The 26,552-nt window shown below is 35.2% G+C and carries 25 protein-coding genes and 2 pseudogenes; 20 read left to right on the plus strand and 7 right to left on the minus strand.

The genetic code is table 11. The annotated features are described in order from the left end of the window. Window positions 1-20 precede the first annotated feature (20 nt). A complete protein-coding gene (locus LQV35_RS03805; protein WP_230056534.1) occupies window positions 21-2,765 on the plus strand; it encodes a M16 family metallopeptidase in 2,745 nt (914 codons plus the stop codon). A gap of 11 nt (window positions 2,766-2,776) precedes the next feature. Here LQV35_RS03805 and LQV35_RS03810 read toward each other — a convergent pair whose 3' ends face one another. Beyond that, complete coding sequence (locus tag LQV35_RS03810; protein WP_230056535.1) at window positions 2,777-3,745, minus strand: putative transporter; 969 nt, start codon at window positions 3,743-3,745, stop codon at window positions 2,777-2,779. Between the two features lie 396 nt (window positions 3,746-4,141). Between LQV35_RS03810 and LQV35_RS03815 the strand changes: the two genes are divergently transcribed. Further along, complete coding sequence (locus LQV35_RS03815) at window positions 4,142-4,966, plus strand: adenylosuccinate lyase (RefSeq protein WP_230056536.1); 825 nt, start codon at window positions 4,142-4,144, stop codon at window positions 4,964-4,966. Between the two features lie 171 nt (window positions 4,967-5,137). Here the strand turns inward: LQV35_RS03815 and LQV35_RS03820 are convergent, their stop codons facing one another. From LQV35_RS03820 to LQV35_RS03840, 5 genes are read right to left on the minus strand one after another with little or no spacing between them, the layout of a single operon-like run. Further along, on the minus strand, window positions 5,138-6,385 hold the full coding sequence (locus LQV35_RS03820; protein ID WP_230056537.1) for an RNA polymerase factor sigma-54: 1,248 nt from the start codon (window positions 6,383-6,385) through the stop codon (window positions 5,138-5,140). Window positions 6,386-6,388: 3 nt separating this feature from the next. After that, window positions 6,389-7,117 carry an LPS export ABC transporter ATP-binding protein gene (gene lptB / locus LQV35_RS03825; protein WP_230056538.1) on the minus strand — a complete coding sequence of 243 codons (729 nt, stop codon included), beginning with the start codon at window positions 7,115-7,117 and terminating at the stop codon, window positions 6,389-6,391. Then, window positions 7,110-7,508 (minus strand): tRNA (adenosine(37)-N6)-threonylcarbamoyltransferase complex ATPase subunit type 1 TsaE, encoded by a 399-nt coding sequence (tsaE, locus tag LQV35_RS03830; protein WP_230056539.1) that lies wholly within the window; start codon window positions 7,506-7,508, stop codon window positions 7,110-7,112. The genes lptB and tsaE overlap by 8 nt, the downstream gene beginning before the upstream one ends. Continuing rightward, window positions 7,505-7,750 (minus strand): RNA-binding S4 domain-containing protein, encoded by a 246-nt coding sequence (locus LQV35_RS03835; protein WP_230056540.1) that lies wholly within the window; start codon window positions 7,748-7,750, stop codon window positions 7,505-7,507. Before LQV35_RS03835 ends, tsaE begins: the two co-directional genes overlap by 4 nt. 31 nt (window positions 7,751-7,781) lie before the next feature. Then, the gene (locus LQV35_RS03840) at window positions 7,782-8,612 is read right to left on the minus strand and encodes an alpha/beta hydrolase (protein ID WP_230056541.1); all 831 of its coding nucleotides are present in this window, start codon (window positions 8,610-8,612) and stop codon (window positions 7,782-7,784) included. A 234-nt stretch (window positions 8,613-8,846) separates the two neighbouring features. On the opposite strand from LQV35_RS03840, the gene LQV35_RS03845 reads away from it, so the two are divergent. The 18 genes and pseudogenes from LQV35_RS03845 (at window position 8,847) to LQV35_RS03930 (ending at window position 24,667) form a co-directional block, all read left to right on the plus strand. Beyond that, window positions 8,847-10,073 carry an argininosuccinate synthase gene (locus tag LQV35_RS03845; RefSeq protein ID WP_230056542.1) on the plus strand — a complete coding sequence of 409 codons (1,227 nt, stop codon included), beginning with the start codon at window positions 8,847-8,849 and terminating at the stop codon, window positions 10,071-10,073. 13 nt (window positions 10,074-10,086) lie between these two features. Next, the gene (rplI, locus tag LQV35_RS03850; protein ID WP_230056543.1) at window positions 10,087-10,536 is read left to right on the plus strand and encodes a 50S ribosomal protein L9; all 450 of its coding nucleotides are present in this window, start codon (window positions 10,087-10,089) and stop codon (window positions 10,534-10,536) included. After that, on the plus strand, window positions 10,536-11,078 hold the full coding sequence (hslV, locus tag LQV35_RS03855) for an ATP-dependent protease subunit HslV (protein ID WP_230056544.1): 543 nt from the start codon (window positions 10,536-10,538) through the stop codon (window positions 11,076-11,078). Before rplI ends, hslV begins: the two co-directional genes overlap by 1 nt. Beyond that, entirely contained in the window at window positions 11,078-12,400 is a 1,323-nt protein-coding gene (hslU, locus tag LQV35_RS03860) for an HslU--HslV peptidase ATPase subunit (RefSeq protein ID WP_230056545.1), read from the plus strand. Before hslV ends, hslU begins: the two co-directional genes overlap by 1 nt. A 34-nt stretch (window positions 12,401-12,434) precedes the next feature. Beyond that, on the plus strand, window positions 12,435-13,307 hold the full coding sequence (gene era, locus LQV35_RS03865; RefSeq protein WP_230056546.1) for a GTPase Era: 873 nt from the start codon (window positions 12,435-12,437) through the stop codon (window positions 13,305-13,307). 6 nt (window positions 13,308-13,313) lie between these two features. Then, window positions 13,314-14,783: a hypothetical protein gene (locus tag LQV35_RS03870; protein WP_230056547.1), complete on the plus strand. Its 1,470-nt coding sequence runs from the start codon at window positions 13,314-13,316 to the stop codon at window positions 14,781-14,783. Further along, window positions 14,783-15,415, plus strand: coding sequence for a type 4a pilus biogenesis protein PilO (gene pilO, locus LQV35_RS03875; protein WP_230056548.1), 633 nt, complete (start codon window positions 14,783-14,785; stop codon window positions 15,413-15,415). Before LQV35_RS03870 ends, pilO begins: the two co-directional genes overlap by 1 nt. Then, the gene (locus tag LQV35_RS03880; protein ID WP_230056549.1) at window positions 15,412-15,759 is read left to right on the plus strand and encodes a hypothetical protein; all 348 of its coding nucleotides are present in this window, start codon (window positions 15,412-15,414) and stop codon (window positions 15,757-15,759) included. Before pilO ends, LQV35_RS03880 begins: the two co-directional genes overlap by 4 nt. A gap of 16 nt (window positions 15,760-15,775) precedes the next feature. Continuing rightward, on the plus strand, window positions 15,776-17,221 hold the full coding sequence (mshL, locus tag LQV35_RS03885; protein ID WP_230056744.1) for a pilus (MSHA type) biogenesis protein MshL: 1,446 nt from the start codon (window positions 15,776-15,778) through the stop codon (window positions 17,219-17,221). After that, window positions 17,221-18,018 (plus strand): ATP-binding protein, encoded by a 798-nt coding sequence (locus LQV35_RS03890; protein WP_230056550.1) that lies wholly within the window; start codon window positions 17,221-17,223, stop codon window positions 18,016-18,018. The genes mshL and LQV35_RS03890 overlap by 1 nt, the downstream gene beginning before the upstream one ends. Beyond that, the gene (locus LQV35_RS03895) at window positions 18,011-18,751 is read left to right on the plus strand and encodes a hypothetical protein (protein WP_230056551.1); all 741 of its coding nucleotides are present in this window, start codon (window positions 18,011-18,013) and stop codon (window positions 18,749-18,751) included. The genes LQV35_RS03890 and LQV35_RS03895 overlap by 8 nt, the downstream gene beginning before the upstream one ends. Then, window positions 18,748-19,290 carry a hypothetical protein gene (locus tag LQV35_RS03900; protein WP_230056552.1) on the plus strand — a complete coding sequence of 181 codons (543 nt, stop codon included), beginning with the start codon at window positions 18,748-18,750 and terminating at the stop codon, window positions 19,288-19,290. The genes LQV35_RS03895 and LQV35_RS03900 overlap by 4 nt, the downstream gene beginning before the upstream one ends. Beyond that, window positions 19,290-21,007 (plus strand): annotated as a pseudogene (locus LQV35_RS03905) (GspE/PulE family protein). Before LQV35_RS03900 ends, LQV35_RS03905 begins: the two are co-directional and overlap by 1 nt. 113 nt (window positions 21,008-21,120) lie before the next feature. After that, window positions 21,121-21,657: pseudogene (locus LQV35_RS03910) on the plus strand (type II secretion system F family protein). A 12-nt stretch (window positions 21,658-21,669) separates the two neighbouring features. Continuing rightward, complete coding sequence (locus tag LQV35_RS03915; RefSeq protein ID WP_230056553.1) at window positions 21,670-22,245, plus strand: type II secretion system F family protein; 576 nt, start codon at window positions 21,670-21,672, stop codon at window positions 22,243-22,245. 48 nt (window positions 22,246-22,293) lie between these two features. After that, window positions 22,294-22,791: a PAS domain-containing protein gene (locus LQV35_RS03920; RefSeq protein ID WP_230056554.1), complete on the plus strand. Its 498-nt coding sequence runs from the start codon at window positions 22,294-22,296 to the stop codon at window positions 22,789-22,791. A gap of 481 nt (window positions 22,792-23,272) precedes the next feature. After that, on the plus strand, window positions 23,273-24,064 hold the full coding sequence (locus LQV35_RS09165) for a methyl-accepting chemotaxis protein (RefSeq protein ID WP_268250089.1): 792 nt from the start codon (window positions 23,273-23,275) through the stop codon (window positions 24,062-24,064). Window positions 24,065-24,106: 42 nt separating this feature from the next. Then, on the plus strand, window positions 24,107-24,667 hold the full coding sequence (locus LQV35_RS03930) for a hypothetical protein (protein WP_230056555.1): 561 nt from the start codon (window positions 24,107-24,109) through the stop codon (window positions 24,665-24,667). Between the two features lie 38 nt (window positions 24,668-24,705). Here the strand turns inward: LQV35_RS03930 and LQV35_RS03935 are convergent, their stop codons facing one another. Further along, window positions 24,706-26,511, minus strand: a complete 1,806-nt coding sequence (locus LQV35_RS03935; RefSeq protein ID WP_230056556.1) for a menaquinone biosynthesis decarboxylase — start codon at window positions 26,509-26,511, stop codon at window positions 24,706-24,708. Window positions 26,512-26,552 lie beyond the last annotated feature (41 nt).

The raw sequence follows: 26,552 nt of genomic DNA on the forward strand, positions 1-26,552 counted from the left end.
GTCTATTTTACGGAGAAAAAATGAGAAAAATTTTACTTTTACTACTCTTTTTTATTAATCTTTTTGCCTTTAAGCAAGATCCTGATTTGCTTTCTGCAAAGCTTGAAAATGGGCTAAGTTACTACATAAAACAAAACGCAAAACCTGCAAAAACAGCTCACTTTTATCTAGTGATAAATGCTGGGTCGATAGATGAAGCGCCTAATGAGCGAGGGTTGGCACATTTTGTAGAGCATATGGCATTTAATGGTAGTCGTGATTTTGATAAAAACGAACTTATAAAAAAGCTTGAAAGTCTTGGCGTGCGATTTGGCGCTGACCTGAATGCTCATACTGGCTATGATGAAACGGCTTATACTCTTGAAATTTCAGTAAATGATGAAAATTTACAAAGTGCATTTCAAGTTTTTAGTAACTGGATAGATGGGGTAAAATTTGACCCAACTGAGCTTGAAAAGGAGCGGGGAGTCATCATCGAAGAAGAACGCCAGCGCAATACGCCAAGATATAGGCTATTTTTACAACAAGCCAAAAATCTATACAAAGATAGTATCTACTCTGATAAATTTCCAATAGGCGATATGAATGTTGTTAAAAGCGTAGATGTAGCAACGATAAAAGCATTTTATGAGAGAGTTTATCAGCCAAGAAATATGAAATTTATAGCCGTTGGCGACTTTGATGTAAAAAAGATAGAACAACTCATAAAAACACACTTTAGTGCTGCAAAAAATACAAATAACTATCAAATTCCAGATAAAACTATACCATTTCAAAATGGGTTTAATATAAATATTTATGATGACAAAGAGATAGGACAAAACTCCGCAAGTCTTGTGTTCATAGACCGCTATGAAGCGCGCACAAACGATGCTGTAGCTAGAAAAATTTTAACCGATACCTACATCTCAAGTCTTATTTTAAGTTTTTATGAAAAACATCAAAACGAGAGCACAAATCCACTTCAAGTAAGTCTAACACGACCAGTCATAGCCAACCAAAAGGTTTATTATACATTTAGCGCAAATGTTTTAAATAACGATTTTAACGCATCAATTACTGAAATCAACAGCCTAATAAAAGGCATAAAAGAGCATGGATTTAGCAAAGATGACTTTGAGATAGCTAGGCAAAATTTTATATCTTTAGCCAAAACAAGGTATAAAAATGCCAAAAACCAAAAGTCACAAAACATACTTAACGCCATCATCTCATCACTATCAAACGGCTCCACTATACTTAGTGAAAAAGATAGTTTTGAACTAAATATGAAACTTTTAAAAGAGATAAGCCTTGATGAAGCTATGAGTCGTTTTAACGAGATAACTAGCCTAAACTCAAGCGAGCTAAACATACTAGCCACCCAAGACTTTAGCCTTTTAAACGATGAATACAAAAGTTTAGTTTTAACAGCAAAGCCACATAATCTAAACACGCTCAGTAAAATTTTACCAAAAAGCTTAGCTACAAAAAAGCTAAAAATACAAAAAATAGCCAAAAAAGAGCATAATAAAAATGGTGATTTTTGGACTTTAGAGTTTAAAAATGGCACAAAAGTTGTCCTAAAAGAGTTAAAAACACACAAAAATAAAATAGAACTTTGGGGTATAAGCCGTGGCGGGACATCAAATTTAGCTCAGCCACACAAAGGAATGTATGCTGTGCAAGTGTCTAATGAAAGTGGTGCTGGCGAGTTTAACAACTATGAGCTGGCAAAAATTTTAAGCGGTAAAAACATAAGCTATGAAAAGCGCATTAGCAATCTAACACAAGGATACTATGGTTCTAGCTCAACTAGCGACTTTGAGTCACTTTTACAAGCGATATGGCTTGAGTTTGATGCTCCAAGGCTTGATAAAAATATTTTAAATCAGATAAAAACAAAAGCTATCGATAGCCTAAAAAAGAGTAAAGAGCTTCCAGAGTATAAATTTCATACAGAGTTTATTAATTTTTTATACAACGACGATCCTCGCAAAAAAGAGCCAAACGAAAATGAGATAAATTCTTTAAATTTGCATGAGCTTAAACAAATCATAGATGATAAATTTACAAATGCAAACTCTTTTATCTTTTTTGTAGTTGGCGATTTTGAGATAAAAAAACTAGAACCACTTTTGCAAAAATATATAGCAAATTTACCAAGTAACGGGGAAAAAGAAAATTTTATAGATGATGGTGTGCGAAGTAGGGGAGGGGTTTTGGAGTTTAAAAAAGAGCTTCAAACCACGGATAGAAGCGATGTAAGCATAATGTTTAAAGATGAAAATATAACTTACTCAAGACTAGAAAGCTTAAGGGCTAGGGCTTTAAATTCTGTTTTAAGTGCTCTCTTACGTGAAAATATAAGAGAGGAAAAAGGGCAAACATACGGCTTTGCGACAAACATTAGGCTGGATAAATTTCCATACAAAAACTCCCTTGCCAACATATCCTTTAGTACTGATCCTAAAAATTTAAATGATGTTATAAATTCTATCCATGAGAGTATCTTGAGTTTAAAAGAGCAGGGCGCAAGCAAAGAATATCTGCAAAATTTCAAAAAAGCAAGCCTAACTCAAATACCAAAAAACCTAGAAAATGCTGAGTTTTGGCTAGCAAATTTAATGAGACATTTTATTTTTGAAAATGAGCTTTTTGATAGAAAATGGTATGAAAATACACTTAAAAACATAACAAGTGATGACATAAAAACAGCAGCTAGAAAGTATCTAAATAATATAAATATCATAACTACGATAAATAGCCCAAGCCAAGCAAAGTAAGCCGTGATGGTTTACTTTTTATAGTTTATATTTTCTTCAAATTCCTTTAAACGCTTATGTATTGAACGAAATTCGGTTATAACTGTCCAGTTATTCATAAAAACAGATAAGCTGCCATGCACCTGTCTAAATGCGTTTGTTGCCTGCATCATAACACCAAGGCTTATCGCTCCAGCCAAAACGCTTGGCGCCATAGCTATGAGTGGTATCAAGACCATGCCTTGACTAAAAGAGTATCGCCACACATCAAAATATCCATAGTGCAAAAATAGCCTACCATAATTATATTTTAAGTCATTAAAAAGTGATGTAAATTTCTCAGTTCCGCCATGATTGAGCTTATCATCTTCAGCATAAACAAGCTCTTTTCTAAAAGATGCTTCTACCTTTTGGTTATTATACTCAAGTCCAGGCAACATAATGCCCACAAACCACGATATAGCAAGCCCTCCAACACTCGTAGCCACCGCTATCCACACCAAAGCACCAGATACATTTTCCATAAAAGTTACTTGCACCTGAGAGCTTAAAGCAAGAAGTATTGGGATAAAAGCTATTAGCGTCATGATAGCATCAACGATCTGAGAGCCAAGACTTTCTAGAATTTTGGCAAAACGATATATATCTTCTTGGATACGCTGCGAGCTACCTTCTATATCTTTTTGAACTTTTTGCCAGTAGCAAAGATAGTCAAAAGTCATAGCTTCGCGCCATTTAAATGTCCATACACGAGTAAAATAATTAGTTATCGTTGCTATTAAAACATATGGAAAAGCTATCATTGCAAATTTTGCGATCGCACCCCAAAAGTCATCTATCTTGTAGTTTTTGACATTTTGAAGCATGTCATAAAAGTCCTTATACCAGCCATTTATCTCAACCATCAGTTGTACCTGCGCATAAGTAGAGCAGAGCAAAAATGCAAGTCCAAGATATGCCCAAAGTAGCCATTTTTTACTTGCGAAAAATGATGAAAACATCTTTTCTCCTTAAAATTTTAAAATATAGATAATAGCCAAAAAAATGTAAAAACATAATGAAAACACCAAAAAGTCTATACGAAAAATTTTGTGTCAAATGTTTTGTATTTTTATATGTTAAATTTTATGGATAAATTTTTATCATCCAAAAAGTAAAGTCCACAAAAAGGCTAATTTTAGGCATTTTAAAATAAAAAAAGCAAGCAGAGTAGTAAAATATATATTTATTTGAAAATTATAGTTTTCAATACAAAATATGCAAAACAGTAGTAATTTAACCTTTTGTCATATTATTATACAAATTTATAGTAAAAAAATTTATGCTCTGATTTTATTTTCAAAGTTTTTGGAACATTTTTTGCTTTAAACATTTTAAATAACATTTTTGGAGTTTTTATGAAAATCAAAAATACGCTTGAGTCGTTAAGTATTTTAACTGATGATGATAAAATTTATACTGATTTGCGTGTAATGATAGAGAAAAATTTTAGTAAAACATTAAAAAGCAAAGGTAAAACTATCTCGTTTTATGACGAAAACGAGATGCCTCAGCGTAAATATTTTCTAAAATTCATAAAATGCCTTTATGAGCGTGAAAATAACGAAGTCATCGATATAAAATTTGCTGAATACAAAACCATAAAACTAAACTATATACAACAAAATACTCTATCAAAGGTGATTTGTGTAGGTGTTGATTTTGCAAAGGATAATGCTATTTTTTCTATTGATAAAAAAGATAAGTTGTTTTTTACCTATATTATTAAAAGCTTTGAAAAATGCAACTATATACTAAACGAAAAGACTTCAACACTCACACTAAAAATGAGAACTGATGATGATATAGAGGCGCTTTGTGAGTTTATTTCAAGCACTAAACATTTGCGTTTCATAGTAAGCTTTACTTATGATGTGCAAAAACTAAATTTGTTTAAAACTAACTACAAAAATGGTGTTTCTCAAAAGATAAAAAGTAGATTTAACTCAGTGGCATCACTGTTTTCTGAGCAGTTTGAAGCCCTTGGATGCGCTGTTGGAAGTAGCTTTGAGGCTGTTCGTGAAAGCTATCTTTGCTTAGTTAAAATTTACCATCCAGATCGCCACTCAAGCAAATCAGATATTGTAAAAAATGCCTACCGAAAGCAATTTGAAAAAATTCAACTTGCATACGAAGCCCTAAAGCCGCTTTTTAAAGAGCAAGAGCGTGCCCTAAGCGCCTAGTGCTTCATTTATCCAGCAAAAACACTCCCAAGTCCCCCTGCTCTTTAGTGTTTGATTAAAAACTATACCAAACGCTAAAGAGTGCGCATACGGCCACCATACCACTTAAGAAATTTTTTACCGCTGAGCTTAATGAGCATTTAAACAAGATAGAATTATCTAAAATACGCTCTACCCATTTATCTCATAAATCCTGCGTCTTTCGCCAGAACTGCCTATATTTAGTGCTTGGCGGTATTTAGTAATCGTTCTTCTAACGATAGGGATTTGAAATTTTTGTTTTATTATCTCAACTATTTTTAGATCACTTAGCGGTTTTTTTGGATTTTCATTTTTTACAAGCTCTAATATCAAATCTTTTACCATCTCATTTGAGATTTCATCGTCAAGCCCAGTAGCAAAAAATTTCTTAAGCGGTATGGTACCGCGTGCGCACTCTAGGTATTTATTTGCGATAGCACGACTGATAGTAGATGGGTTTCTGCCTAGATCCTCGGCTAAATTTTTAAGCCTCATAGGCTTAATGTCGCCACCAAAAAAGAAGTCGTATTGATACTCAACTATCATCAAACCTATCTTATAAAGCGTTGCTTTTCGCATCTCAAGAGCATCTATAAGCACCCTAGCCTCACGCACACGGCTAGCAACAAACTCCACACTCTCATCTACACCATCAATATCTAACAAAATTTCAGGATACAAATGCTCATTTACACTTACACTTATACCGCCGTTTTTCGTGATTATGACGATATCTGGGACTATTTGCATCTCGTCATCAAGATACTCAATGGCTGGTGGATTTTTAAATTTTTTTATAATTTTTAGAGCATCATCGTAATTTTTTAGCTTTCGCATATTTTCAATATTTTCGAAATTTTCTATAATTTTTTTTGCAGTTTCATAAATTTTTGACTCATACTCAAAACTTTCAAGCTGAAACAAAAAACTCTCTTTTAAATCTTTTGCCCCCACACCAACTGGTTCAAGATGGGTAAATCTAGCCCTTATACGTTCCACATCATCCATACAAAATTCGCCCAAAATTTGCTCATCATACTCAAAATAACCCTCATCATTTATACACTCTATGATCTTATAGGCGATATTTTGAGACTTTGTTGTAGGAAAAAGTGGTGGGTTTATCTGCTCAAGAAGTTTTTCATAAAGACTTGTTTTTTGCACGCTTGTTGCCTCAAGAGTGCTTGATACTGAGTTTTTACTGAGCTCTTTAAAGAAATTTTTCTTTAACTTTTGGTGTGAGCTATTTTGCTCAACACTAACAAAAGGGTTGTTTTTTACAAATGACTCAAGTGTCTCCTTTAATTCATCAAGCGAACTTTGCAATATCGGAAGCCAGCTACGAAGAGTTTGATTAAGCTTAGTTTTTGCAGAAAGTGCTTGATGTTGCCGTAGCATACCCTACTCTAAAAGCTTGAAGTCTTCACCAAGATAGTGAGTGCGTACATTTTTATCATTTGCTACATCCTTTGCTGTACCGCTAGCAAGTAGCTCGCCACTTCGCATAACATAAGCTCTATCACATATCGCAAGTGTTTCGCGGACATTGTGATCAGTTATCAACACTCCGATACCATACTCTTTAAGTTCTCTAACTATGTTTTGTATATCGCTAACAGCTATAGGATCGACTCCAGCAAATGGCTCATCAAGAAGTAAAAATTTAGGCGTTATCATAAGGCTTCGTGCTATCTCACAGCGCCTTCTCTCTCCACCGCTAAGACTAACGCCCTTACGCTCACGGATGGGCTCTATGTTTAATTGATTTAGCACCTCTTCAACCTTTTGTGCGCATTCTGCTTTATCTTTATATATAAGCTCTGCACCCAAAAGCAAATTTTCCTCTACGCTCAAATCCTTAAAGATACTGCTCTCCTGAGGCAAATACCCTATCCCCATCTGAGCCCTTTTGTGAAGCGGAGTGGTTGTAACATCGACACCATCTAAAAACACGCCTCCGCTACTTGGACTTATAAGTCCACAAATCATATAAAAAGTAGTCGTCTTTCCCGCTCCATTTGGACCAAGAAGCCCAACAACCTCCCCGCTTTGAATTTCAAGTGAAATTCCTTTTATAATATCTGTTTTTTTAATCATTTTTTTTAGCTCTTTTATCTGTAACTTATGCACAAACTACCTCGTATTCTCTCGTATTTTCTATCGTTTTTATAATAACTTTTATGTATTTTAACTCATATTTTTTTAATAAATTTTCCAGCCTCTCATCGCCCCACTCTACCAAATGAAGCCCATCTTGAAGTAAATTTTCAAACAAACCATTTGTTAAAAGTGCATCTATGCCATTTTGATAAATATCATAATGAAAAATTCTATCCTCATAGCTTTGCATAACGCTAAAAGTAGGCGAAGTAATCTCCTGGGTTAGTCCATGCAACCTAGCAATTTCCTTAACCAATGTAGTCTTGCCACTAGCCAAATTTCCTTGCAAGATCACAATCCCCTGCCTTGGCAAAAGCTCTGCTATCTTATAAATTTCATCTAGCTTTGCCGTTATCTTCATAGCTCTTTTACATACTCGCTTTGGGCTGATTTTGGTATGGATTTTGTTTCTGGGATAGCTAAAACCTGATAACTCACCTCTTTAACTAAAAATTTTATCGTTATCTTATCTCCTATCTTTACATCTTTGCTAGGTTTTGCCACTACATCATTTATACTCACAACACCGTTTTTGCACATGTCTTCACTTACACTTCTTCGCTTAGTGATATTTACTACATTTAAAAATTTATCTACTCTCATGAATTAGATTTTAGCTAAAAATGGCTTAAAGTTATTTTGATAGATATTTTAATGTATCTCTTAACCCCAGTGGTATTACTCCACCATGAGTTTGACCTTTGTAAAAAATAAACTCACACTCCACTCCGCTATCTCTTAAAATTTGAGTTAATTGTTTTGCATTTATAGTGCCTGGCTTATCAGTTTTGCCCTTTCTTTTTTCAAGCTCTCCGACACTTACTCTTACAAATTTTACATTTAATTTGTTTGATATTTTTCCATCTCTTAAGACATCTTTTATGATACTTGACTCTCCCCACCAAAGCGATGGCGATGCTATGAAGTAGTTATCAAACATCTCATTGCCTTTTAGCATCGAAAAAAGCGTAAAAAGACCGCCAAAAGAGTGACCATATAGGCTATACTTAGCGTTTTTTACTTCAAAATTTTTCTTTACAAAAGGTAATAATGTCTCACGAATAAATCCATAAAATTCATCCGCTCCACCACCATCTTTATACTCATCACCGCTAGCAAATGGTGTGAGATCATATGTTCTAAGACTTTTATCATAAGCCAAATTTGTATCATATCCGATAGCTATGATAAGTGGTGGATTTTGATGCTCGCTTGGCTTAAAAGCGTTTAAAAGCATTGAAAACTGAGCGTTTCCATCAGTCATAAATAAGACATTTTTAACATTGTTTTTATCCTTTGCAAGAGCGGTAAAAATTTTATATACTCTACCGCTTTTACTTTGCATGATAGTCGAATTTATGTCAAAATATTTATACGCGCTATCATTTATAGGCTCGATAACCTGACTAGGTTTAGCAAAAATTTCAACACATGCTATTATCAAAAATATAAATATTTTTACCATTTTGCACTTACTTTAAACCAAAATCTTCTACCATCCTCTATACACTAGTAAAAAATATTTTTTTATTTTTTGCATAAAATTCTCCATAAAAAATAACAAAAATTATATTATAATACAATTAATTTAGTATTAATTATCACTATTTTTATAGCCAGACAAAATATAAATATTCATTTATAAAAGTTTAATTAAATTTTGATAAAATAACTGATTTAATAAAAAAGGAGAATACAAATGAAAAAAGAGGTTAAAAAAGTAGTTTTGGCTTATTCTGGTGGGCTAGATACGAGCATTATCTTAAAGTGGCTTCAAGATGAGTATAAGTGCGAAGTTGTGACATTTACGGCTGACATCGGACAGGGCGAAGAGCTAGAGCCAGCACGCAAGAAAGCACTAAGTCTTGGCATAAAACCTGAAAATATCTTTATTGATGATTTGCGTGAAGAATTTGTTCGTGATTTTGTATTTCCTATGTTTAGAGCAAATGCTGTTTATGAGGGCGAGTATCTACTAGGCACATCGATAGCTAGACCGCTTATCGCAAAGAGACAAGCCGAAATAGCTAAGCTAGTTGGCGCTGATGGCGTAAGTCACGGTGCGACTGGCAAGGGTAACGATCAAGTTCGCTTTGAGCTAGGATACTACGCACTAGGTGATAATCTAACCATCATCGCTCCATGGCGCGAATGGGATCTAAATAGCCGTGAAAAGCTGCTCGCGTATGCTGAGAAAAATGGCATTTCGATCGAGAAAAAACCAGGTAAAAGTCCCTACTCTATGGACGCAAATTTACTTCACATAAGCTACGAGGGTCTTGTGCTTGAAAACCCAGCAAACGCACCAGAAAAGGATATGTGGCGCTGGACGGTTGATCCAAAAGATGCGCCAAATGAGAGCGAGATCATCGAGATAGGGTACGAAAAAGGCGATCCTGTAAGCATAAATGGCAAAAAAATGAGTGCAGCTGAAATTTTAACCGAGCTAAACCGCCTAGGCGCAAAGCACGGTATCGGTCGCCTTGACATCGCAGAAAACCGCTCAGTTGGCATGAAAAGTAGAGGCTGCTACGAAACACCGGGTGGCACGATAATGCTAAAAGCTCACAGAGCCATCGAAAGTATCACGCTTGATAGGGGTGCTGCTCACCTTAAAGATGAGATCATGCCAAAATACGCCGAGCTAGTTTATAACGGCTACTGGTGGTCGCCTGAGCGCCTTATGCTTCAGGCACTTATCGACAAGAGCCAAGAGAGCGTAAATGGTAGCGTTCGCGTTGAGCTTTACAAGGGCAATGTCATAATTTTAGGTCGCGATAGCAAGACGGATAATCTTTTCAACGAGGCATTTAGCACATTTGAAGAAGATAGCGTTTATGATCAAAAAGATGCGGACGGCTTTATCAAACTAAATGCGCTTAGATTTATCATCGGCAAAAAAGCGGGACGAGATTTTAGTAAATAAGAAAGGATAAAATTTGAAAGTATTACTTATAAAAGATGTAAAAAGTCTAGGAAAAGCGGGCGAGATAAAAGAGGTAAAAGACGGATACGGCAACAACTTCTTAATAGGCAAAGGCTTTGCAAAAGCTGCAACACCAGATGTTTTACGCCAGTATGAAGCAGAGCAAAAAAGAAAGGCCGAAGAGCTAAAATACGAGCTTGCAAATTTAGAAAAACTTAAATCAGAGCTTGAAAAAGTAAAAGTCGTTATCAAAAAGCCACTTGGTGCAAATGGAGCACTTTTTGGCTCGGTCTCAAAAGATGATATCGCACAAGAACTAGAAAAAACACACCACTTAGTTGTCGATAAAAAATCGATAGAAATCGATCACCATCACCTAAAAGCGGTTGGAATTTATAACCTAAATGTAAAACTAGGACACGCTATAAACGCAAATTTAAAAGTTGAAGTCGAGGGCGAGTAGTGTTTCACGCAACAACCATTTTAGCCTACAAAGGCAAAGACAAATCAGTCATCGGAGGCGATGGGCAAGTGAGCTTTGGTAACACCGTGTTAAAAGGCAATGCTGTAAAAATTCGCAGTATCAGAGATGGTAAGGTCTTGGCTGGTTTTGCTGGAAGCACTGCCGATGCCTTTAATCTCTTTGATATGTTTGAAAACAAACTAGATCAAGCTAAAGGGGATTTGGTAAAGGCTGTGATAGAGTTTAGCAAAGAGTGGCGTAAAGACAAATACCTACGAAAGCTTGAGGCCATGATGCTAGTGCTAAACCGCGATAAAATTTTCTTGCTAAGTGGCACGGGCGATGTTATAGAGCCAGAAGATGGCAAGATAGCAGCGATCGGAAGTGGCGGGAACTACGCACTTTCAGCGGCTCGCGCACTTGATAGACTAGCAGATATTGACGCTGAAATTTTAGTAACAGAGAGCCTAAAAATAGCGGGCGAAATTTGCATTTACACAAATACAAATATAAAAACTTATGTGATTAAGGACGAAAAGTAATGGATATGACACCAAAGCAGATAGTTGCATTTTTAGATGATTATGTCATCGGTCAAAAAGATGCAAAGAAAATCATTGCCATAGCCCTAAGAAACCGCTACCGAAGAATGAAACTAGAAAAAGCTATCCAAGATGATATAATGCCAAAAAATATTCTCATGATAGGCTCAACTGGTGTTGGTAAAACCGAGATAGCAAGACGGCTTTCAAAGATGATGGGACTGCCTTTTGTAAAAGTAGAAGCAAGCAAATACACAGAGGTTGGCTTTGTGGGGCGCGATGTAGAAAGTATGGTTAGAGACCTTGCTATGGCTTCGTTTAATCTCGTAAAAATGGAGCAAAGCGAAAAAAATCAAGATAAGATAAACGCATACATACAAGATAAAATCATCAAAAAGCTACTTCCGCCGCTTCCAAAAGGTGCAAGCGACGAGAAAATGGCTGATTATGAGCGTAGCTTTGAGAAGATGGTAGCTAAATTTCAAAATGGGGATTTAGATGATCTAAATATCGAGATAGAGATCCAGCAACCTACCCTAGCCGAAAACTCAAACATTCCGCCAGATATGGCTCAAATGCAAGAAAGCTTTATCAAGATAATTGGCATGACAAACAAAGCCGTCAAAAAAGAGATGAAGGTAAAAGATGCCAAAAAGGCTCTTGAAAGCGAAGCAAACGAGAAAATTTTAAATATAGAAGACATAAAAACTGAGGCACTAAGGCGTGCTGAAAATGAAGGCATAATCTTTATCGACGAGATAGATAAAGTAGCCGTTAGCTCAGCCAACTCAGGTCGCCAAGATCCAAGCAAAGAGGGCGTTCAGCGTGACTTGCTACCTATCGTGGAGGGCTCAAATGTCTCGACAAAATTTGGTAGCATAAAAACCGATCATATACTTTTTATAGCAGCTGGTGCATTTCACATCTCAAAGCCAAGCGATCTAATCCCAGAGCTTCAAGGTCGTTTCCCGCTTCGTGTGGAGCTAAATAGCCTTGATGAAGAGGCACTTTATGCTATATTAACCCAGCCTAAAAACTCACTCTTAAAACAATACATCGCTCTACTTGCAACTGAAAATGTTGAGCTAAAATTTGAAGATGATGCTATTCGTGAGATAGCCAAGATAGCACAAAATGCTAATGAAAGTATGGAAGACATCGGTGCTAGACGCCTTCATACCGTGATAGAGCGAGTGATTGAAGACATTAGCTTTGAGGCGAGTGAAAAAGCAGGTGAAAAAGTATCAGTAACAGCAGAGCTTGTGCGTGAAAAACTAAGCGAAGTGGTTAAAGATCAAGATCTTGCAAGATATATTTTATAGGATTTAGTTTGAAATTTTATCTAAAAGGCATAAAATGAGATCTGGTTTTGTAAGCATCGTGGGTCGAACAAATGCTGGTAAAAGCTCACTTTTAAACACGCTTTTAAACGAGAAAATAGCCATCGTGTCTCACAAGCAAAATGCCACTCGGCGTAAGATAAATGGCATAGTCATGCATGATGGCAACCAGATAATTTTTATAGACACACCGGGGCTTCATAAAAGCGAAAAAGTGTTAAATAAGCTGATGATAAATGAAGCTATTAAATCTATCGGTGATTGCGATGCTATAATATTTTTAGCAAGTATTCATGATGATACAAGCGATTATGAGACATTTTTAAGCCTAAATCCACAAAAACCACACATTTTAGTGCTAACAAAAGTAGATGAAGTAAAAAATGAGGCAGTTTTGGCTAAGTTTTTACAGTATCAAAAATTTCAAGACCGTTTTGTTGCACTAATGCCTTTTAGCATAAAACAAAAGACTTATCAAAAGCCGCTTTTAGAGCAAATTTGCAAAATTTTGCCAGAACATGAGTATTTTTTTGACCCAGAGTTTATAACAAATACAAATGAAAAGGAAATTTTTAGGGAGTTTATACTTGAAGCCATTTATGAAAATTTAAGTGATGAGATCCCCTACTCCACAGATGTTTTGGTTGATAAGGTGGTTGAAAAAACAGATATAACTGAAATTTATGCGACCATCATAACCGAAAGAGAAATCCACAAATCAATGATCATAGGCAAAGGCGGAGAGACGATAAAACGCATAGGCATACACGCCAGAAAACTTATAGCAAATTTAAGTGGTAAAAAGGTATTTACAAAGCTTGTTGTCATAGTGAAAAAGGGGTGGAGTAAGGATGAAAATATGGTTAAAAAGATGAATAATTATCAATAATATCCAATGAGTAAAAATCTAGCGATAATAACCATTGATCCTTATACACAAACGAGCTTTAAAGTAACTGGTAGCAATAGTGAGCCTTTTAATATACAAAAAGGGCTAAAAAAGGGCAATTTTTACATCTCTTACATAAAGCAAATCCATCTGCAAACGGGGCAAGTAGAGCTTTCAAAAACTATAAAAACGAGCGATTTTGCAAACGAGATAACGCAAAAAATTTATACAAATTTTAATCTCGACCCACAAGTCCAATACAAAATAGCCTACATCCAAGCACCAACGCAAAGTTCACAAAACAGTATATTTAATGTCTTTATATCTTCGCATAATATGATAAACTCAGCATTTATCGGAGTGGCAAACAACACGACCTACATAGATCATATACTTCCAGCACCCCTACTCTATGCCTCTCTTTATGCCTGCGATAAAATATCCAAAAAGGACACCGCCTGCTTTATAAGATTTGAAAATGATGATGCCTTTCTGGCAATTTATAAAGATGGAGAGTTACTTACTACAAGGGCTTTGAGATATAATTTAAACTTTATAAAAGATAAGTTTTGTGAGCTTATTGGTGAGCGAGTTAGTGAGCAAAATTTTTTAAATAAGCTTGAAAAATATAGTGATTTTTCACAAGATAGTGAACATACAGAAAGCTTAAATTCTATCCTAAACGAGTGTTTTTTGTATATAAATGATGTTTTAACAAGCCTAATGCGAATACACAATATAGAGATTGACTCTATATTTCTTGACGCTTTTTACGGGCAAACACAAGGACTTGTAGAGCTTATCGCAAAAACAACGGGCATAAAGTGTGCCAGCCTAAGCGCACTTATATCTTCAAAAAATCTTAGCAGTACTCATGCAATGCTAGGACTTTATGCCGCCAACCTTACAAACGACGAGATAAATTTTAGCATATTTAAACGCCCAGAACCTCTTTTTAAAACACAGTCTGGCAAGCTAATCATATATGCAAGTCTTGGATTTATCCTTGCCTTTATCTATCCTGCCATTAACTACACTCAGGCATTTTTTATAAATTTAAAAACACAAAAGCTACAAAGCGAGTTTGCTGAGCTTGAATATAGCTTTTTAAACTTTAAAAGCAAGGTTCAAGCTTTAGAATCTGAACAAAATGCTACACAAAAACAATTAGAAACAGAAAAAACAAAAAAAGAGCTAAATCAAAATTTGCTAAACGACATTACCAGTAAAAAAGTAAGCGACCAAAGTGCGAGTACAACGCTTTTTGAGATAACAAAAGAGCTAAACAAAGTAGACATTTTACTATCATCTTATAGTCAAAAAGATGAAAATATAACGCTAAATTTATTAAGCGATGATGATGTTAGTCTTACAAATTTTATCCATAAGATAAGTCAAAACTACACCATAAATGCTGAGCAAATTTCATTAAAAAATGGTATTTTTGATAGTAACATCACCATAAGGCTACGATAATGCTAAGACTTATAAATGAGCACTTAGATACTAAAAATGCGAGCGATAGGCGAATTTTAGCCATACTTGCTTTCTTAATTGGTGCATTTTTGCCATATTTGCTATTTTTTGAAACATCAAACAGTCTTTTGAGTGATAAAAATAGTAAAAACGCTCAAGCACTACAAAAACTAAACGACATAAAGCAAATTTCTTTAAAAGATTTTGATATTTCAAATAAAGATAAAATTTTAAAAACCTATGAAGACAAACTAAATGCAACGATACAAGAGTTAAAGGCTACAAAACTTGAAAATGAGCTTTTATATAAGCGTTTAAACGAAATATCTCATCTACTTCCAAGCACTAAAAACTGGGCAAAATTCCTAGATGATATAGCCATTTTAGCAAGACAAAATCAAATCAACATAAAAGAGATAACAAACAGCCAAACATCGCCTATTTTAGGGCATATAAGCCAAATTTTATCGATACACATAAAAGCTAGTGGCGATTTTAAAGATATATTAAAATTTTTAAGTCAGGCAGAGATGCGAATTCCACTATTAAAAATAGAAAACCTGCTCATTACAAGCAACTCAAACACTTTAGATTTTGAGCTTGTTGTAGGAATTTGGGGTATGGCAAGATGAGAAATTTGATGCTTATATCGCTATTTTGCCTACTTTTATCAGCGCAAAATACTACATTTAAGCAAATGCCAAGCAAAGAGCAGATAGACATGCTTAAAAATCCCTTTAAAATTATCAAAAATGATACACAAATAATACAACAAAATAGTAAAAAACAACCAAATTTAAGGCTAAATGCCATACTCGCAACAAAGGCAAAAATCAACAATAAATGGCTAAATTTAGGCGAAATGATAGGCGGATTTAAACTTATACAAATAAATAAAAACTCAGTCATACTAAAATCTACCAACGAAACTAGAAAACTAAAAATTTCAAAGGAAAACCGTGTTAAAATCAAGTAAAATTCTGATATTTTTAATGATTTTTCTAACAAATTTAAATGCAACAAGCTGCATAAACAAAAACTTAAGCATGAAGCTAACAAATGACGGAACGACACTTAGTGAAGCCATAAATGAAATAGCTGATATATGCGGATTTAGTGTTGTTGCAAAAGATATGGGTGCACAAAAGATACTTGAACAAAACGCAACTTCAATAAATATAAACAACCTTTCGCTAAACGATGTTTTTAATGTTCTTATCGCGGAGCGAAATTTAAACTATGAGTTTTCTAAAAATATCCTAAAAATTTCCGCTCTAAAAACGCAAACCTTCAAGCTTGACTACATAACATCTGTAAGAACCGGAGTGGCTACGACAAAGGCTTCAGTGGATTCAGCTCCGATTGAAATAGGCGAAAATCAAGCAAACAATAAACAAGACTCAACTCAGGACAATATCATCACATCAACCGAGCGCTTTGACTTTTGGGAGAAGCTAAATGAGGAGCTAAAAGCCATTTTAAATAATGGCGCAGAAAGCATAATTACACCAGACCCTGTCATAAATCAAAACGCAGGTCTTATAACTATAACAGCCACACCATCTCAACTTGCACGAGCCTCAAGTTACATTGAAAATATGCAAAAACGCCTAAAACGCCAAGTGCTAATAGATGTATCCATTATATCAGTTGAGCTAAAAAATGAGTACAAAAGAGGTGTTGACTGGAGCAAATTTGAACTTGGCTTTAATAGCTACATAGGAAATGACTCTTCTAGGACATCTGGTATAGTCTGGGAGAATAAAACAAATAGCTTTAGTGATGGCTTCTCGCGCACGCTAAGTATAGCAGCGAATTTAAATTTTAGTCTTGATGGCGTTCTAAATTTTTTAGAAACTAACGGTAAAGCAAAGGTTATATCAAGTCCAAAAGTAACCACTCTAAATAACCAGCAAGCACTCATATCAGTCGGAGATAACATAAACTACCGAGTTCAAGAGGAAAACGAATCAGGCACAATAAACTCCCGCACAACAACCACATATAAACAATACTCCGTATTTATCGGTATCTTGTTAAATTTACTACCTGAAATTTCAGATGATAATAAAATAATGCTTCATATAAATCCTAGCCTAAGCAGCTTTAAATACCGCGAAGATGACGCTAGAAGTACTCTAGTGCGAGAAATAGCACCGGACACAAACCAAAAAAAGCTCTCAACCGTCGTACATGTCAATAATGGTGATACAATTATCCTGGGCGGACTTATCGGACAGACAAAAGGCAAAGACAACACGCAAGTGCCTTTCTTATCAGCCATACCACTTATTGGCAATGCATTTAAATCAAACAAAGAGATCACCTCAACAACCGAGCTTATTTTCATCATCACGCCAAAGATCGTAGATGCTAGCAACCCACTTTCGCCAAATACAAAAACACTAAAAGAGCTTGGTTTTTCTGGAGCTATGTAATGAGCAGTATCTATGCAAAGATAAAAGAACTTTTTATTAATAGCGATAGTGGCGAGTTTATCCGACTTAAAAGCTCTATTGAGTGCGAACAAAAACTACTTAAGGTACTTGCAAAACCCCTTAAAATAGTGCTTTTTTATGGCAAACCTGGTAGCGGTAAAACTTTTTTGTTAAATAAAATTTCAGAGCAAGATAAAAATTTGATATTTTTTGCGTATCCGTTTTTTAATGAGCGAGAATTTATCTTTGCTCTTTGTGAGAAAATTTATGGTAAAAAGCTAGAAAATGTAGAAAATTTTGAGAGTTTTATGTATTATTATACGCAAAATTTTACACAAAATAGTGAAATTCTAAAAAATCAAAAGACAATCATCTTGGACGAGACACAACTTTACCCAGATGAGTTAGTCGAAAAAATTCGTCTTATGAGCGATACCAGAATGTTTAAATTTCTCTTTATCATTCATAAGACAAACAATGAAGAGCTTTTAGCCAAGGATCATTTTAGATCTAGAATTTGGGAAAGAGTAGAGCTTAAAGAGATTGATATTAACGAAATTAGACTTTATGTGCTTGAAAAAATTAAGAGTGAAAAATTCTTTTTTAGTGAAAGCGACTTTAAGCTTATATTTAAATTTTCTAATGCAAATTTACGATCGTTAAACAAGCTAATGTATAAATTTTTTGAAATTTTTGAAAGCTATGAAGCGCAAATGCCATCAAAGCTAACCGAGCCAAATATTAACGAAAAAGTGCTTTTCATGGCAGCTATCGCAACAGGAGCTATAAGTGCTTAGCATTAACGAACTAAATGAACTTGAAGCAAAATTTAACGCCCTAAAAACAAAGCGAAAGCCCATACAAAAGAGCCAAAATTTATACAAATACTTAAGCGTTTTGGCTCTTTTTATAGCTCTTAGTGTGGCTAGTTTTAACTTTTTTACAAAGCAAAAGAGCATAAAAACAGAGCAAAACTCTGCTCAAAACTTAAATACACAAAATCAAAGTGAAGTAGCTTTACTAAAAGCTAAAATTTCAGAGCTAAATTTTAAGCTCCCACAAACTATAAAAAACGCACAAATAGAGCAGGAAAAAGATAAAAAAGTTTTAGCCAAGCAAAGCGAACAAGGATATTTAAATTTAAATGCTATTGAGCTTAAAAATATAGAAAATTTAACCCAACAAGAGACAAAAGCCTTAGAATATAAATCACAAAAACAAAAATCAAAAATAACACTAAAACCAGCTAAACAAACAGTGAACAATGAGAGCATTTTAGGTTTTAACGAGCTTATAGAACTTGCAAACGGGGCTTATAAAAACAGTGAATTTACTAAAGCTTTAGAGCTTGCCATTATGGCAAATGAGATAGATGAGCAAAAAGAGGATAGCTGGCTTATCTTTGCAAAGGCAAAATTTAAACTAGGCGATAAAGAAGGGGCGCTAAGAGCACTTGAAAGCTACAATACAAACAAAAACAAAAAAAGCGTAAATTTATTAATAAGAGAGATAAAAAAGGGTGAGATATGAGAGTTTTAGTGCTATTTTTTGCACTGTTTAATGTGCTATTTGCACTTAGCGTAAGCGATGTTAAAATGTTATTTGATGAGCAAAAATTTGAGCAAGTTTGTAGTAAAAGCGTAGAGAATTTATGCTTAAAAGCAAATGATGAAGCGTTGTTTAGTCTTTATGCTACGGCTTGCGTTAAAATACATAAGATAAATAGCCTCTTTTTACCCATAACAAAGCTTAGACAAAGCCCACAATCTAGAGAAAATGCGGCCTATTTTGCTGATATTTTGCTTAAGAAAAAACTGCTTTATCACGCACTCATTGACAACATAGATATAAGCTATATAAGGCTTTCAAAGAGTGATTATATCTTATCTATGATATTTGATAGATTTGTAAAAAATGATTTTAAAAAAGAAGGTGATGGATATATTTTTAGAGAGAAAAACTCAGATATTTTTTATGGGCTTTATGCCGATAAAAGCACAAAAATACCAAAAATAATCCTAACAATACATAAAAATAATAAAATTTTAGAAAAAATCGAGTACTACTAATGAACGAAACTGAAAAAATTCTGCTAAATTTTTTGCATACAAAAAATGCGATAAAATCCCAGATAGACATTAGTGATGAGAGCCTAATAACAGCTATCTTAAAGCAAAATTTGCTAAGTGAAAGTGAGCTTTTATCTTTTGCAGTTGAGCTTTTTCGTAAAAATGAGATAAGGCTACAAATAAGCTTGGCTTTGATGTAAAAGAGTTTTTAGAAAGTGCCAGCAAAAAATATGGTATTGAAATTTTTAACCTTGATGACATTGATATTGACTACCGTATAGCAGAAAAAAGCAGTGCAGGACATTTTAGGCGATTTGGCGCATTGCCCATAAAAGAGGATGAGCTAAATGTGTATGTGGTGTTTAAAAATCCTTTTGACATCATCGCACTAGATAGCATACAAGAGCTTTTTACTAATAAACTTCTAAAGCCTGCGCTAGCTCAGCCAATCCAGATAGACCGATATATAGCAAAACTGGAACTAAATGAAAATATCAAAGATCTTATCACTGAAATCCGTCGTGAAATTTCAAACAATACAAACAAAAGTCAAAACGAGCAAAACTCTGGGATTTTAAAGCTCATTGAAGTTATCCTAAAAACAGCCATAGCTCAGCGTGCAAGCGACATCCACATAGAGCCAACCACCACAAACTGTATCATAAGAAGCCGCATAGACGGCATGCTAAGTGAAACATTTATCTTTGATAAAGATATCTATGCGCCTATGGCAAGCTGTTTAAAGCTACTTTCTAACATGGATATTGCCGAGCGAAGAAAGCCACAAGATGGCAGATTTTCAAAACAAATTTTAGAGCGTGAGTATGACTTTCGTATCTCAACACTGCCTATATTAAATGGCGAAAGCATAGTTCTTCGCATACTTGATAAGTCACGCATTATCGTTGATATAAAACATCTTGGCATGAGCGAGCAAAACTTAGCTAAATTTCAAACTAGTTTGCGCCAGCCTTACGGCATAGTCCTTGTTACAGGACCTACTGGAAGTGGCAAAACAACAACACTTTATGCTGGCTTAAACGAGATAAAAAGCATACGCTCAAAGATAATAACAGTTGAAGATCCTGTCGAGTATCAACTAAATCTCATACAGCAAGTCCAAGTAAATGAAAAGGCTGGACTTGGTTTTGCAAATGCTCTGCGCTCGATACTTCGTCAAGATCCAGACATTATCATGGTTGGCGAGATTCGTGATCATGAAACGCTTCGTATTGCAGTTAGTGCCGCACTTACAGGACACCTTGTCTTTTCTACGCTTCATACAAACGACTCATTTTCAGCTATAACGCGAATAGCAGACATGGGAATTGAGCCATATCTCATAAGCGGTTCTTTAGTTGCCGTCCTTTCTCAGCGTCTCATCCGTAAACTTTGCCCGCACTGCAAAGCAAAATTTTTGCCAACACATCATCAACTAAAAAGCATAGAACATCTTTTGCCAAGCTCATATCAGTTTTATACTCCCGTTGGCTGCCACCACTGCTCACAAACTGGCTACATGGGACGCGAGATGATAGGTGAAATTTTACATATTACAACAAAACTACAAAGTCTTATAGCAAACCAAGCCAACAAAGATGAGCTACTTTTATGTGCTACAAAAGATGGATTTAAAGATATGTTTGAAGATGCGCTTTTACGAGCTGTAAACGGTATAACCAGCCTTGAAGAGGTTTTTAGGGTAGCAAAAGCTTAAAAATGAAAAATATCCAGATAGACAAGATAAAAGATGGCAAACATCAAAAAATATCGCTAAAAGTAGACAACAAAACAACCATCAAAAATATCTCAAACAGTAGCAACAAAGGCATGATAACAAAACTAAGCGAAAGTATTATTAAAAACGATCAAGTAAGTTTAAAAGATAAATTTCTAAGACTTTTTGTTAAACCAAAACTTCCTTTACCGCTTCTTATCGCATGCGTAAGACAACTTAGCGTTATGAATCGTGCTGGTATCGCTATAAATGAAAGTATTAAAGAGATCGCAAACTCAAACGATGACATAAGGATAAAGAAAATTTTTAGTAAAGTGGCTACAGACCTATCTCAAGGACTAAGTCTTTTGGCTGCTTTAAGTGCTTTTAAAGAGTAAGTTGGAGACATTACTTTAGCACTTATAAAACTTGGCGAAAATACTGGAAATATGAGTGAAAGTCTTGCTAGGCTCGCTGAAATTTTAGAAGGTATCGAGCAAAATGAGAAAAATTTTAAAAAAGCTATACGATATCCTGCCATCATCATAATCTCGCTTATAGCTGCATTTATATTTGTCATAACCCTTGTTGTGCCAAAATTTAAAGCTGTGTTTGATAGTTTTAACTCAGAACTTCCATTTGCAACATAAGTTCTCATCTGGTTGGAAAAATTCTTTACAAACTACGCTATATTTTTACTTATAGCCTCTCTTTTTATATGGGCATATGCCAAACATAGCTATAATAAAAATCCATATTTTAAACTAAAATTTGATAGCTTTGTACTTAAAATTTATCTAATTGGCAACATCATTTTTTACTCAAACATGAGTCGCTTTTCACTCATTTTTGCTGAGCTTGTTATAGCCGGCATCCCCATCTCTCAAGCCCTAAAAACAGCCACCGATACCCTTAGTAACGAATACTTAAAACAAAAACTACTTTTAGCGAATACAAACATCATGCAAGGCATTAGCCTTACAAACAGCTTTAAGCAGACGAAAATTTTTGAAAATATGCTAATAGCCATGATAAATGCTGGCGAGCAAAGTGGAAATTTAGATGAGATGTTAAGGCAAGTTAGTGAATATTTTAGACAAAAATTTGAAAATATTATACAAAACATATCATCTTATATCGAGCCGATATTACTTTGCGTATTAACACTTTTTGTAACATTTTTAGCACTTGGTATCTTTACACCGATGTGGGATATGGCGCAAATCATAAAAGTTTAAAGAATTTATGTTAAAATATAATCTTTATTTCTTAAAACAGGATTTTTCATGTCAGAATTTATCAAAGAGGTTGAGAACAACTCATTTTTGGTCTCAAAAACTGACCCAAAAGGTATCATAACATACTGCAATAAGCCTTTTATAAAAATAGTCGGTGCAAAAGGCAGCGAACTAATCGGAAAACCACACAACATAGTGCGTCATGCTGATATGCCACGCATAGTTTTTAAACTACTTTGGCAATATGTAAAAAATAAAGAGGAAATTTTTGCCTATGTAAAAAATAGAAGTTTTGATGGTGGGTATTACTGGGTCTTTGCAAATGTTACTGCTTCTCTTGATGAAAATGGCAACATAGTTGGCTACTATTCAGTTCGTCGAAAACCAAATCCAAAAGCACTTGAAGTCATAAAGCCACTTTATGAGCAACTACTTTTGGCTGAAAAAAGTGGAGGGATAGACGCTTCAAAAAAGATGCTAGATGAAATTTTAGCAAAAAAAGGCGTTAGCTACAACGAACTTATGAATAACCTACAAAGACTATAAGGGCAAAACAATGTTTAGTAAAAAATCAAAATGCAAAGACGAAATTTTAAAAGTCATAACAGCTGCTAAAAACGGCATACTAGAACCACGCGTTATAAATCCGGATCCAAGCGATCCCCTTTATGAGATAGCAAATGGCATCAATGACTTGCTAGATCAAGTAGAGGCTCTTCAGCGTGAAATGGCAACCTGCGTAACTCAAGCCCAAAACGGTATAAAATACAGAAATATATTTGAAGATGGACTTCGTGGACTGTTTAAAACAAATGCTGTTGGTATGAATAAGGGTGTTATAGGTATACAAGAGGGACAAAAGGGTAAGATAAGAGGCATTTTATCTGAAAAATTTGGTAAGCTTGGAAATGGCAATGAAGGCATGAACGAAGTTCAAACAGACCTAGATGAAAGTATACATATACTTGGACAAATGGCAAAAGATGCTAGGCAGACAGCCCAAACAGCAAATCAAACACTAAGCAACATGAGCCAACTAAGCTCAAACATAGGCACACTAGAGCAGCTTATTAGCAACTCAAGTAACTCTATCCGCTCGCTATCTACGCGCACTGACGAGATAAGCTCAGTGGTTGACCTCATAAAAGACATAGCAGAGCAAACAAATTTACTAGCGCTTAATGCAGCTATTGAGGCAGCTCGTGCTGGCGAACATGGTAGAGGTTTTGCCGTTGTTGCAGATGAGGTGAGAAAACTAGCCGAAAACACTCAAAAAGCAACAAGCGAGATCGGTATAAGTATACAAACTCTACAACAAGAAGCAAGAGAGATAAGCTCAAACTCAGATGAGATAGCAAAGATCGCTCAAAGCTCAAGCGCAAGTGTTGAGGAATTTAAGCACTCTGTATTGCAGTTTGATAAAGATGCAAAAAATACAGCTCAAACTTCACAACATGTTGAAAATAAAAACTTAACCATAGTCGCTAAAATTTCACAGATTGTGTTAAAAACAAGGGCATATTCAGACATCATAAATGAAACTGTAAATTTACAAAATAGCCAAGAAATGGCGCAAAAGCTACGCACTTGGATAGAAAATGATGCAAAAGAAAATTTTGGTGACACACGCTCATACCAAAAACTAAAAGCACCTGTTGAGGAATTTTTGAAAAATATAGAAACCAACTTAGCATTAACACAAGATGGTTTTGATGGTGCGAATATCGATGTTGTAGTTGATAGATTTAAAAACATTGAGACACTAAGTCAAGAAATTTTTAGAATTTACAATCAAATGGTACAAGAGCATAAAGAGTAATGCAAGCTAAAAGCTTCAAGCATAGCTCTAAAAAGAGTTTTTGTGCAAAGCATCAAAACTAACTCTAGCGATAAAATTTCACGCATTAAAAGACTTGGAGTAGTAGGCTCAGCCCTACCTCTTGTCTTTGGTGCGTTGCCCTACTTTGGGTTGATATTTATAGTAGCTGGATATATATTTTTACTTCACGCTATTACAGAAATTTCAGAACTTAGTAAAGATCATAAGCTAAGAATAAGCTATCTTATCTCTATTTTTGGTACAGCAATATCCCTTGCCTTGATAGTGCTTGGACTATTTTTGGCTGGTATATTTAGTGATAAACTTATTTACGGCGTATCTTGTGCTTCGATAAGCCCACAAAATGCAACTGGAATTACAATAGCGGCCGTTGGAGTTTGCCTATTAGCAGTAGCTACTTTTAAGTATTTTAAAGTTTTTAAGAAAATTTCTCTTATCTCTTGCGAGCCATTATTTTTCTATCACACATGTTTTTATGTTGCTGGGATTATTATGCTTGCTTTTGGAATTGGGATTTTTATACTTATAATAAGTTTTATTATACAAATTCTCGCGTGGATTAGATTAAAGGATATAAGGTAGACTAGCTGTTTTGCCAGCCCACCACTTTTTGGGCAAACTCACCCAAAAATTTCAAATTTTTCAAACAACTCTTGATCGTCTTTAACCACGCCTTTTTTAATGAGATTTTCTACTACTTCACGGCTGCAGTCAGTTTGCTTTGGCCACTCTCTTTCATACCCATCTGCTGCGTTTTTGCTTGTAGCATCGACACCAACTACTGCTTCATTTATAAAAATATCACGCAATGCATCGATGTTATTTACAACTCGCCAAATCAGCATATAAGCATTATCCAGGCGATTTTCACAACCAACAAAGATGAGAATTCTAAAATTACTACTAAACTTCACTAGCTTTTCAAAAGCAAATTTAACTGGCTCTTTTTTATCTATTTTTACTATGCAAATTGGATTTTTAGTGTTTGTTTTGTATTGTTTTAGAGCTAAAATTTCGCCCACTTCGCTTTGAAATTTTGATAGCAAAGCTTCATCACTTAAAAGCTCTGGCGCATTAATGCTAAAATCATTTGTCGCATCTATTCCAAGCTTTCCACCATAACAAGAGTTTGGCGAAGCGTGATCTAGCTGATCGCACACACCCTCGCTAACTAGCATACTTTTTACCCCAAAGCGATTTAAGATAAAGTCTGAAATTTCATCATATTTACCCAAATCTGGTGCATTTTCATCAACAAAAATTGCATGCTTTACAAAGCTCATCTGCCCCACTCCCCAAAATGCGTGCATAGCCTGCTTTGCATGAGCTGGATAAAGTGTGTTAAGTTTTGCTAGGATTAGGTTATGAAAGACACCATTTTCAGGCATATTATAATCAACTAGCTCAGGCACAGTGGTTTGCAAAAGTGGCAGGAAAATTCTCTCAGTCGCCCAGCCAAAATACTTATCTTCAAGTGGCGGCTTACCAACGACTGTGGCGTGAAAGATAGGCTCTTTTTTATGCGTTATCGCCGTTACTTCCATCACAGGAAATGGCTCTATGGGCGTGTAAAATCCAGTATGATCGCCAAACGGCCCTTCAAGCTCGCTCTTAGATGTATCAACAAAGCCCTCTATCACAAAATCAGCATCGTGTGGGATATAAATTTCATTTGTTAGCGATTTTACAAGGCGAGCTGGTTGTTTTCGTATAAAGCCATAAAGAAGCAGTTCAAAAATGCCCTTTGGAAGTGGAGCTTGACCGCACCAGATATAAAGTGGGTCACCACCGATAGCCACAGATACAGGCATTTTACGCCCTGCTTTTTTATACTCGTTAAAAAAATTTGCACCATCTTTATGTATCTGCCAGTGCATGCCAAGGCGGTTTTTATCATAAACTTGCAAGCGATACATGCCTAAATTTTGAAGTTCGCCATTTAAACTTTGCGTATATACCTGTCCCATCGTGATAAACGCCCCGCCATCAAGTGCCCAAGTTTTAAGCACTGGCAAGTCATATAGGTTTGCTGCCTCACCAAAATAAGCCACCTCTTGGCACTCTCCACGCTCTTTTAAACGCTTTGTAAAGACCTTTCTCATTCCAAAAAGATAGCTTAAAAAGTCTAGCTTTTCGCCAAAATTTTTAGGTTTTTTGGGCTTTAAAAGTGATGAAATTTCACTAGCCACAGCATCAGGATGAACGCCCAAAATAAGCTCAGTAGCGCGTTTTGAGCCAAAGATATTTGTAAGAACGGGTGGATACTTTTTGCCATTTTTATCAGTTACATTTGTAAATAAAAGTGCTTTGCTATCTGATTTTTTTACCTCAATATAGCTTGCGTGAGCTATCTCAAGCTCTATATCGCAAGGCTCATTGATCTCACGCAAAAGTCCATTTTGTCTTAAAATTTCAATATAATTCATCTTACGCCTTTCAAATTTTTAATAAATTATACTTTTTTAAA

It is taken from the genome of Campylobacter suis (assembly GCF_905120475.1).
Lineage (GTDB): Bacteria > Campylobacterota > Campylobacteria > Campylobacterales > Campylobacteraceae > Campylobacter_A > Campylobacter_A suis.

Coding starts and splice junctions, on each gene's coding strand:
- LQV35_RS09165 (WP_268250089.1), top strand. CDS start 23,273: ATGAGCCAACTAAGCTCAAACATAGGCACACTAGAGCAGCTTATTAGC.
- LQV35_RS03840 (WP_230056541.1), bottom strand. CDS start 8,612: ATGGTAAAAATATTTATATTTTTGATAATAGCATGTGTTGAAATTTTT.
- LQV35_RS03815 (WP_230056536.1), top strand. CDS start 4,142: ATGAAAATCAAAAATACGCTTGAGTCGTTAAGTATTTTAACTGATGAT.
- LQV35_RS03900 (WP_230056552.1), top strand. CDS start 18,748: ATGAGAGTTTTAGTGCTATTTTTTGCACTGTTTAATGTGCTATTTGCA.
- hslU (WP_230056545.1), top strand. CDS start 11,078: ATGGATATGACACCAAAGCAGATAGTTGCATTTTTAGATGATTATGTC.
- LQV35_RS03810 (WP_230056535.1), bottom strand. CDS start 3,745: ATGTTTTCATCATTTTTCGCAAGTAAAAAATGGCTACTTTGGGCATAT.
- LQV35_RS03890 (WP_230056550.1), top strand. CDS start 17,221: ATGAGCAGTATCTATGCAAAGATAAAAGAACTTTTTATTAATAGCGAT.
- pilO (WP_230056548.1), top strand. CDS start 14,783: ATGCTAAGACTTATAAATGAGCACTTAGATACTAAAAATGCGAGCGAT.
- LQV35_RS03820 (WP_230056537.1), bottom strand. CDS start 6,385: ATGCTACGGCAACATCAAGCACTTTCTGCAAAAACTAAGCTTAATCAA.
- mshL (WP_230056744.1), top strand. CDS start 15,776: ATGATTTTTCTAACAAATTTAAATGCAACAAGCTGCATAAACAAAAAC.
- tsaE (WP_230056539.1), bottom strand. CDS start 7,508: ATGAAGATAACGGCAAAGCTAGATGAAATTTATAAGATAGCAGAGCTT.
- LQV35_RS03920 (WP_230056554.1), top strand. CDS start 22,294: ATGTCAGAATTTATCAAAGAGGTTGAGAACAACTCATTTTTGGTCTCA.
- LQV35_RS03835 (WP_230056540.1), bottom strand. CDS start 7,750: ATGAGAGTAGATAAATTTTTAAATGTAGTAAATATCACTAAGCGAAGA.
- LQV35_RS03845 (WP_230056542.1), top strand. CDS start 8,847: ATGAAAAAAGAGGTTAAAAAAGTAGTTTTGGCTTATTCTGGTGGGCTA.
- LQV35_RS03805 (WP_230056534.1), top strand. CDS start 21: ATGAGAAAAATTTTACTTTTACTACTCTTTTTTATTAATCTTTTTGCC.
- LQV35_RS03880 (WP_230056549.1), top strand. CDS start 15,412: ATGAGAAATTTGATGCTTATATCGCTATTTTGCCTACTTTTATCAGCG.
- LQV35_RS03935 (WP_230056556.1), bottom strand. CDS start 26,511: ATGAATTATATTGAAATTTTAAGACAAAATGGACTTTTGCGTGAGATC.
- LQV35_RS03870 (WP_230056547.1), top strand. CDS start 13,314: ATGAGTAAAAATCTAGCGATAATAACCATTGATCCTTATACACAAACG.
- era (WP_230056546.1), top strand. CDS start 12,435: ATGAGATCTGGTTTTGTAAGCATCGTGGGTCGAACAAATGCTGGTAAA.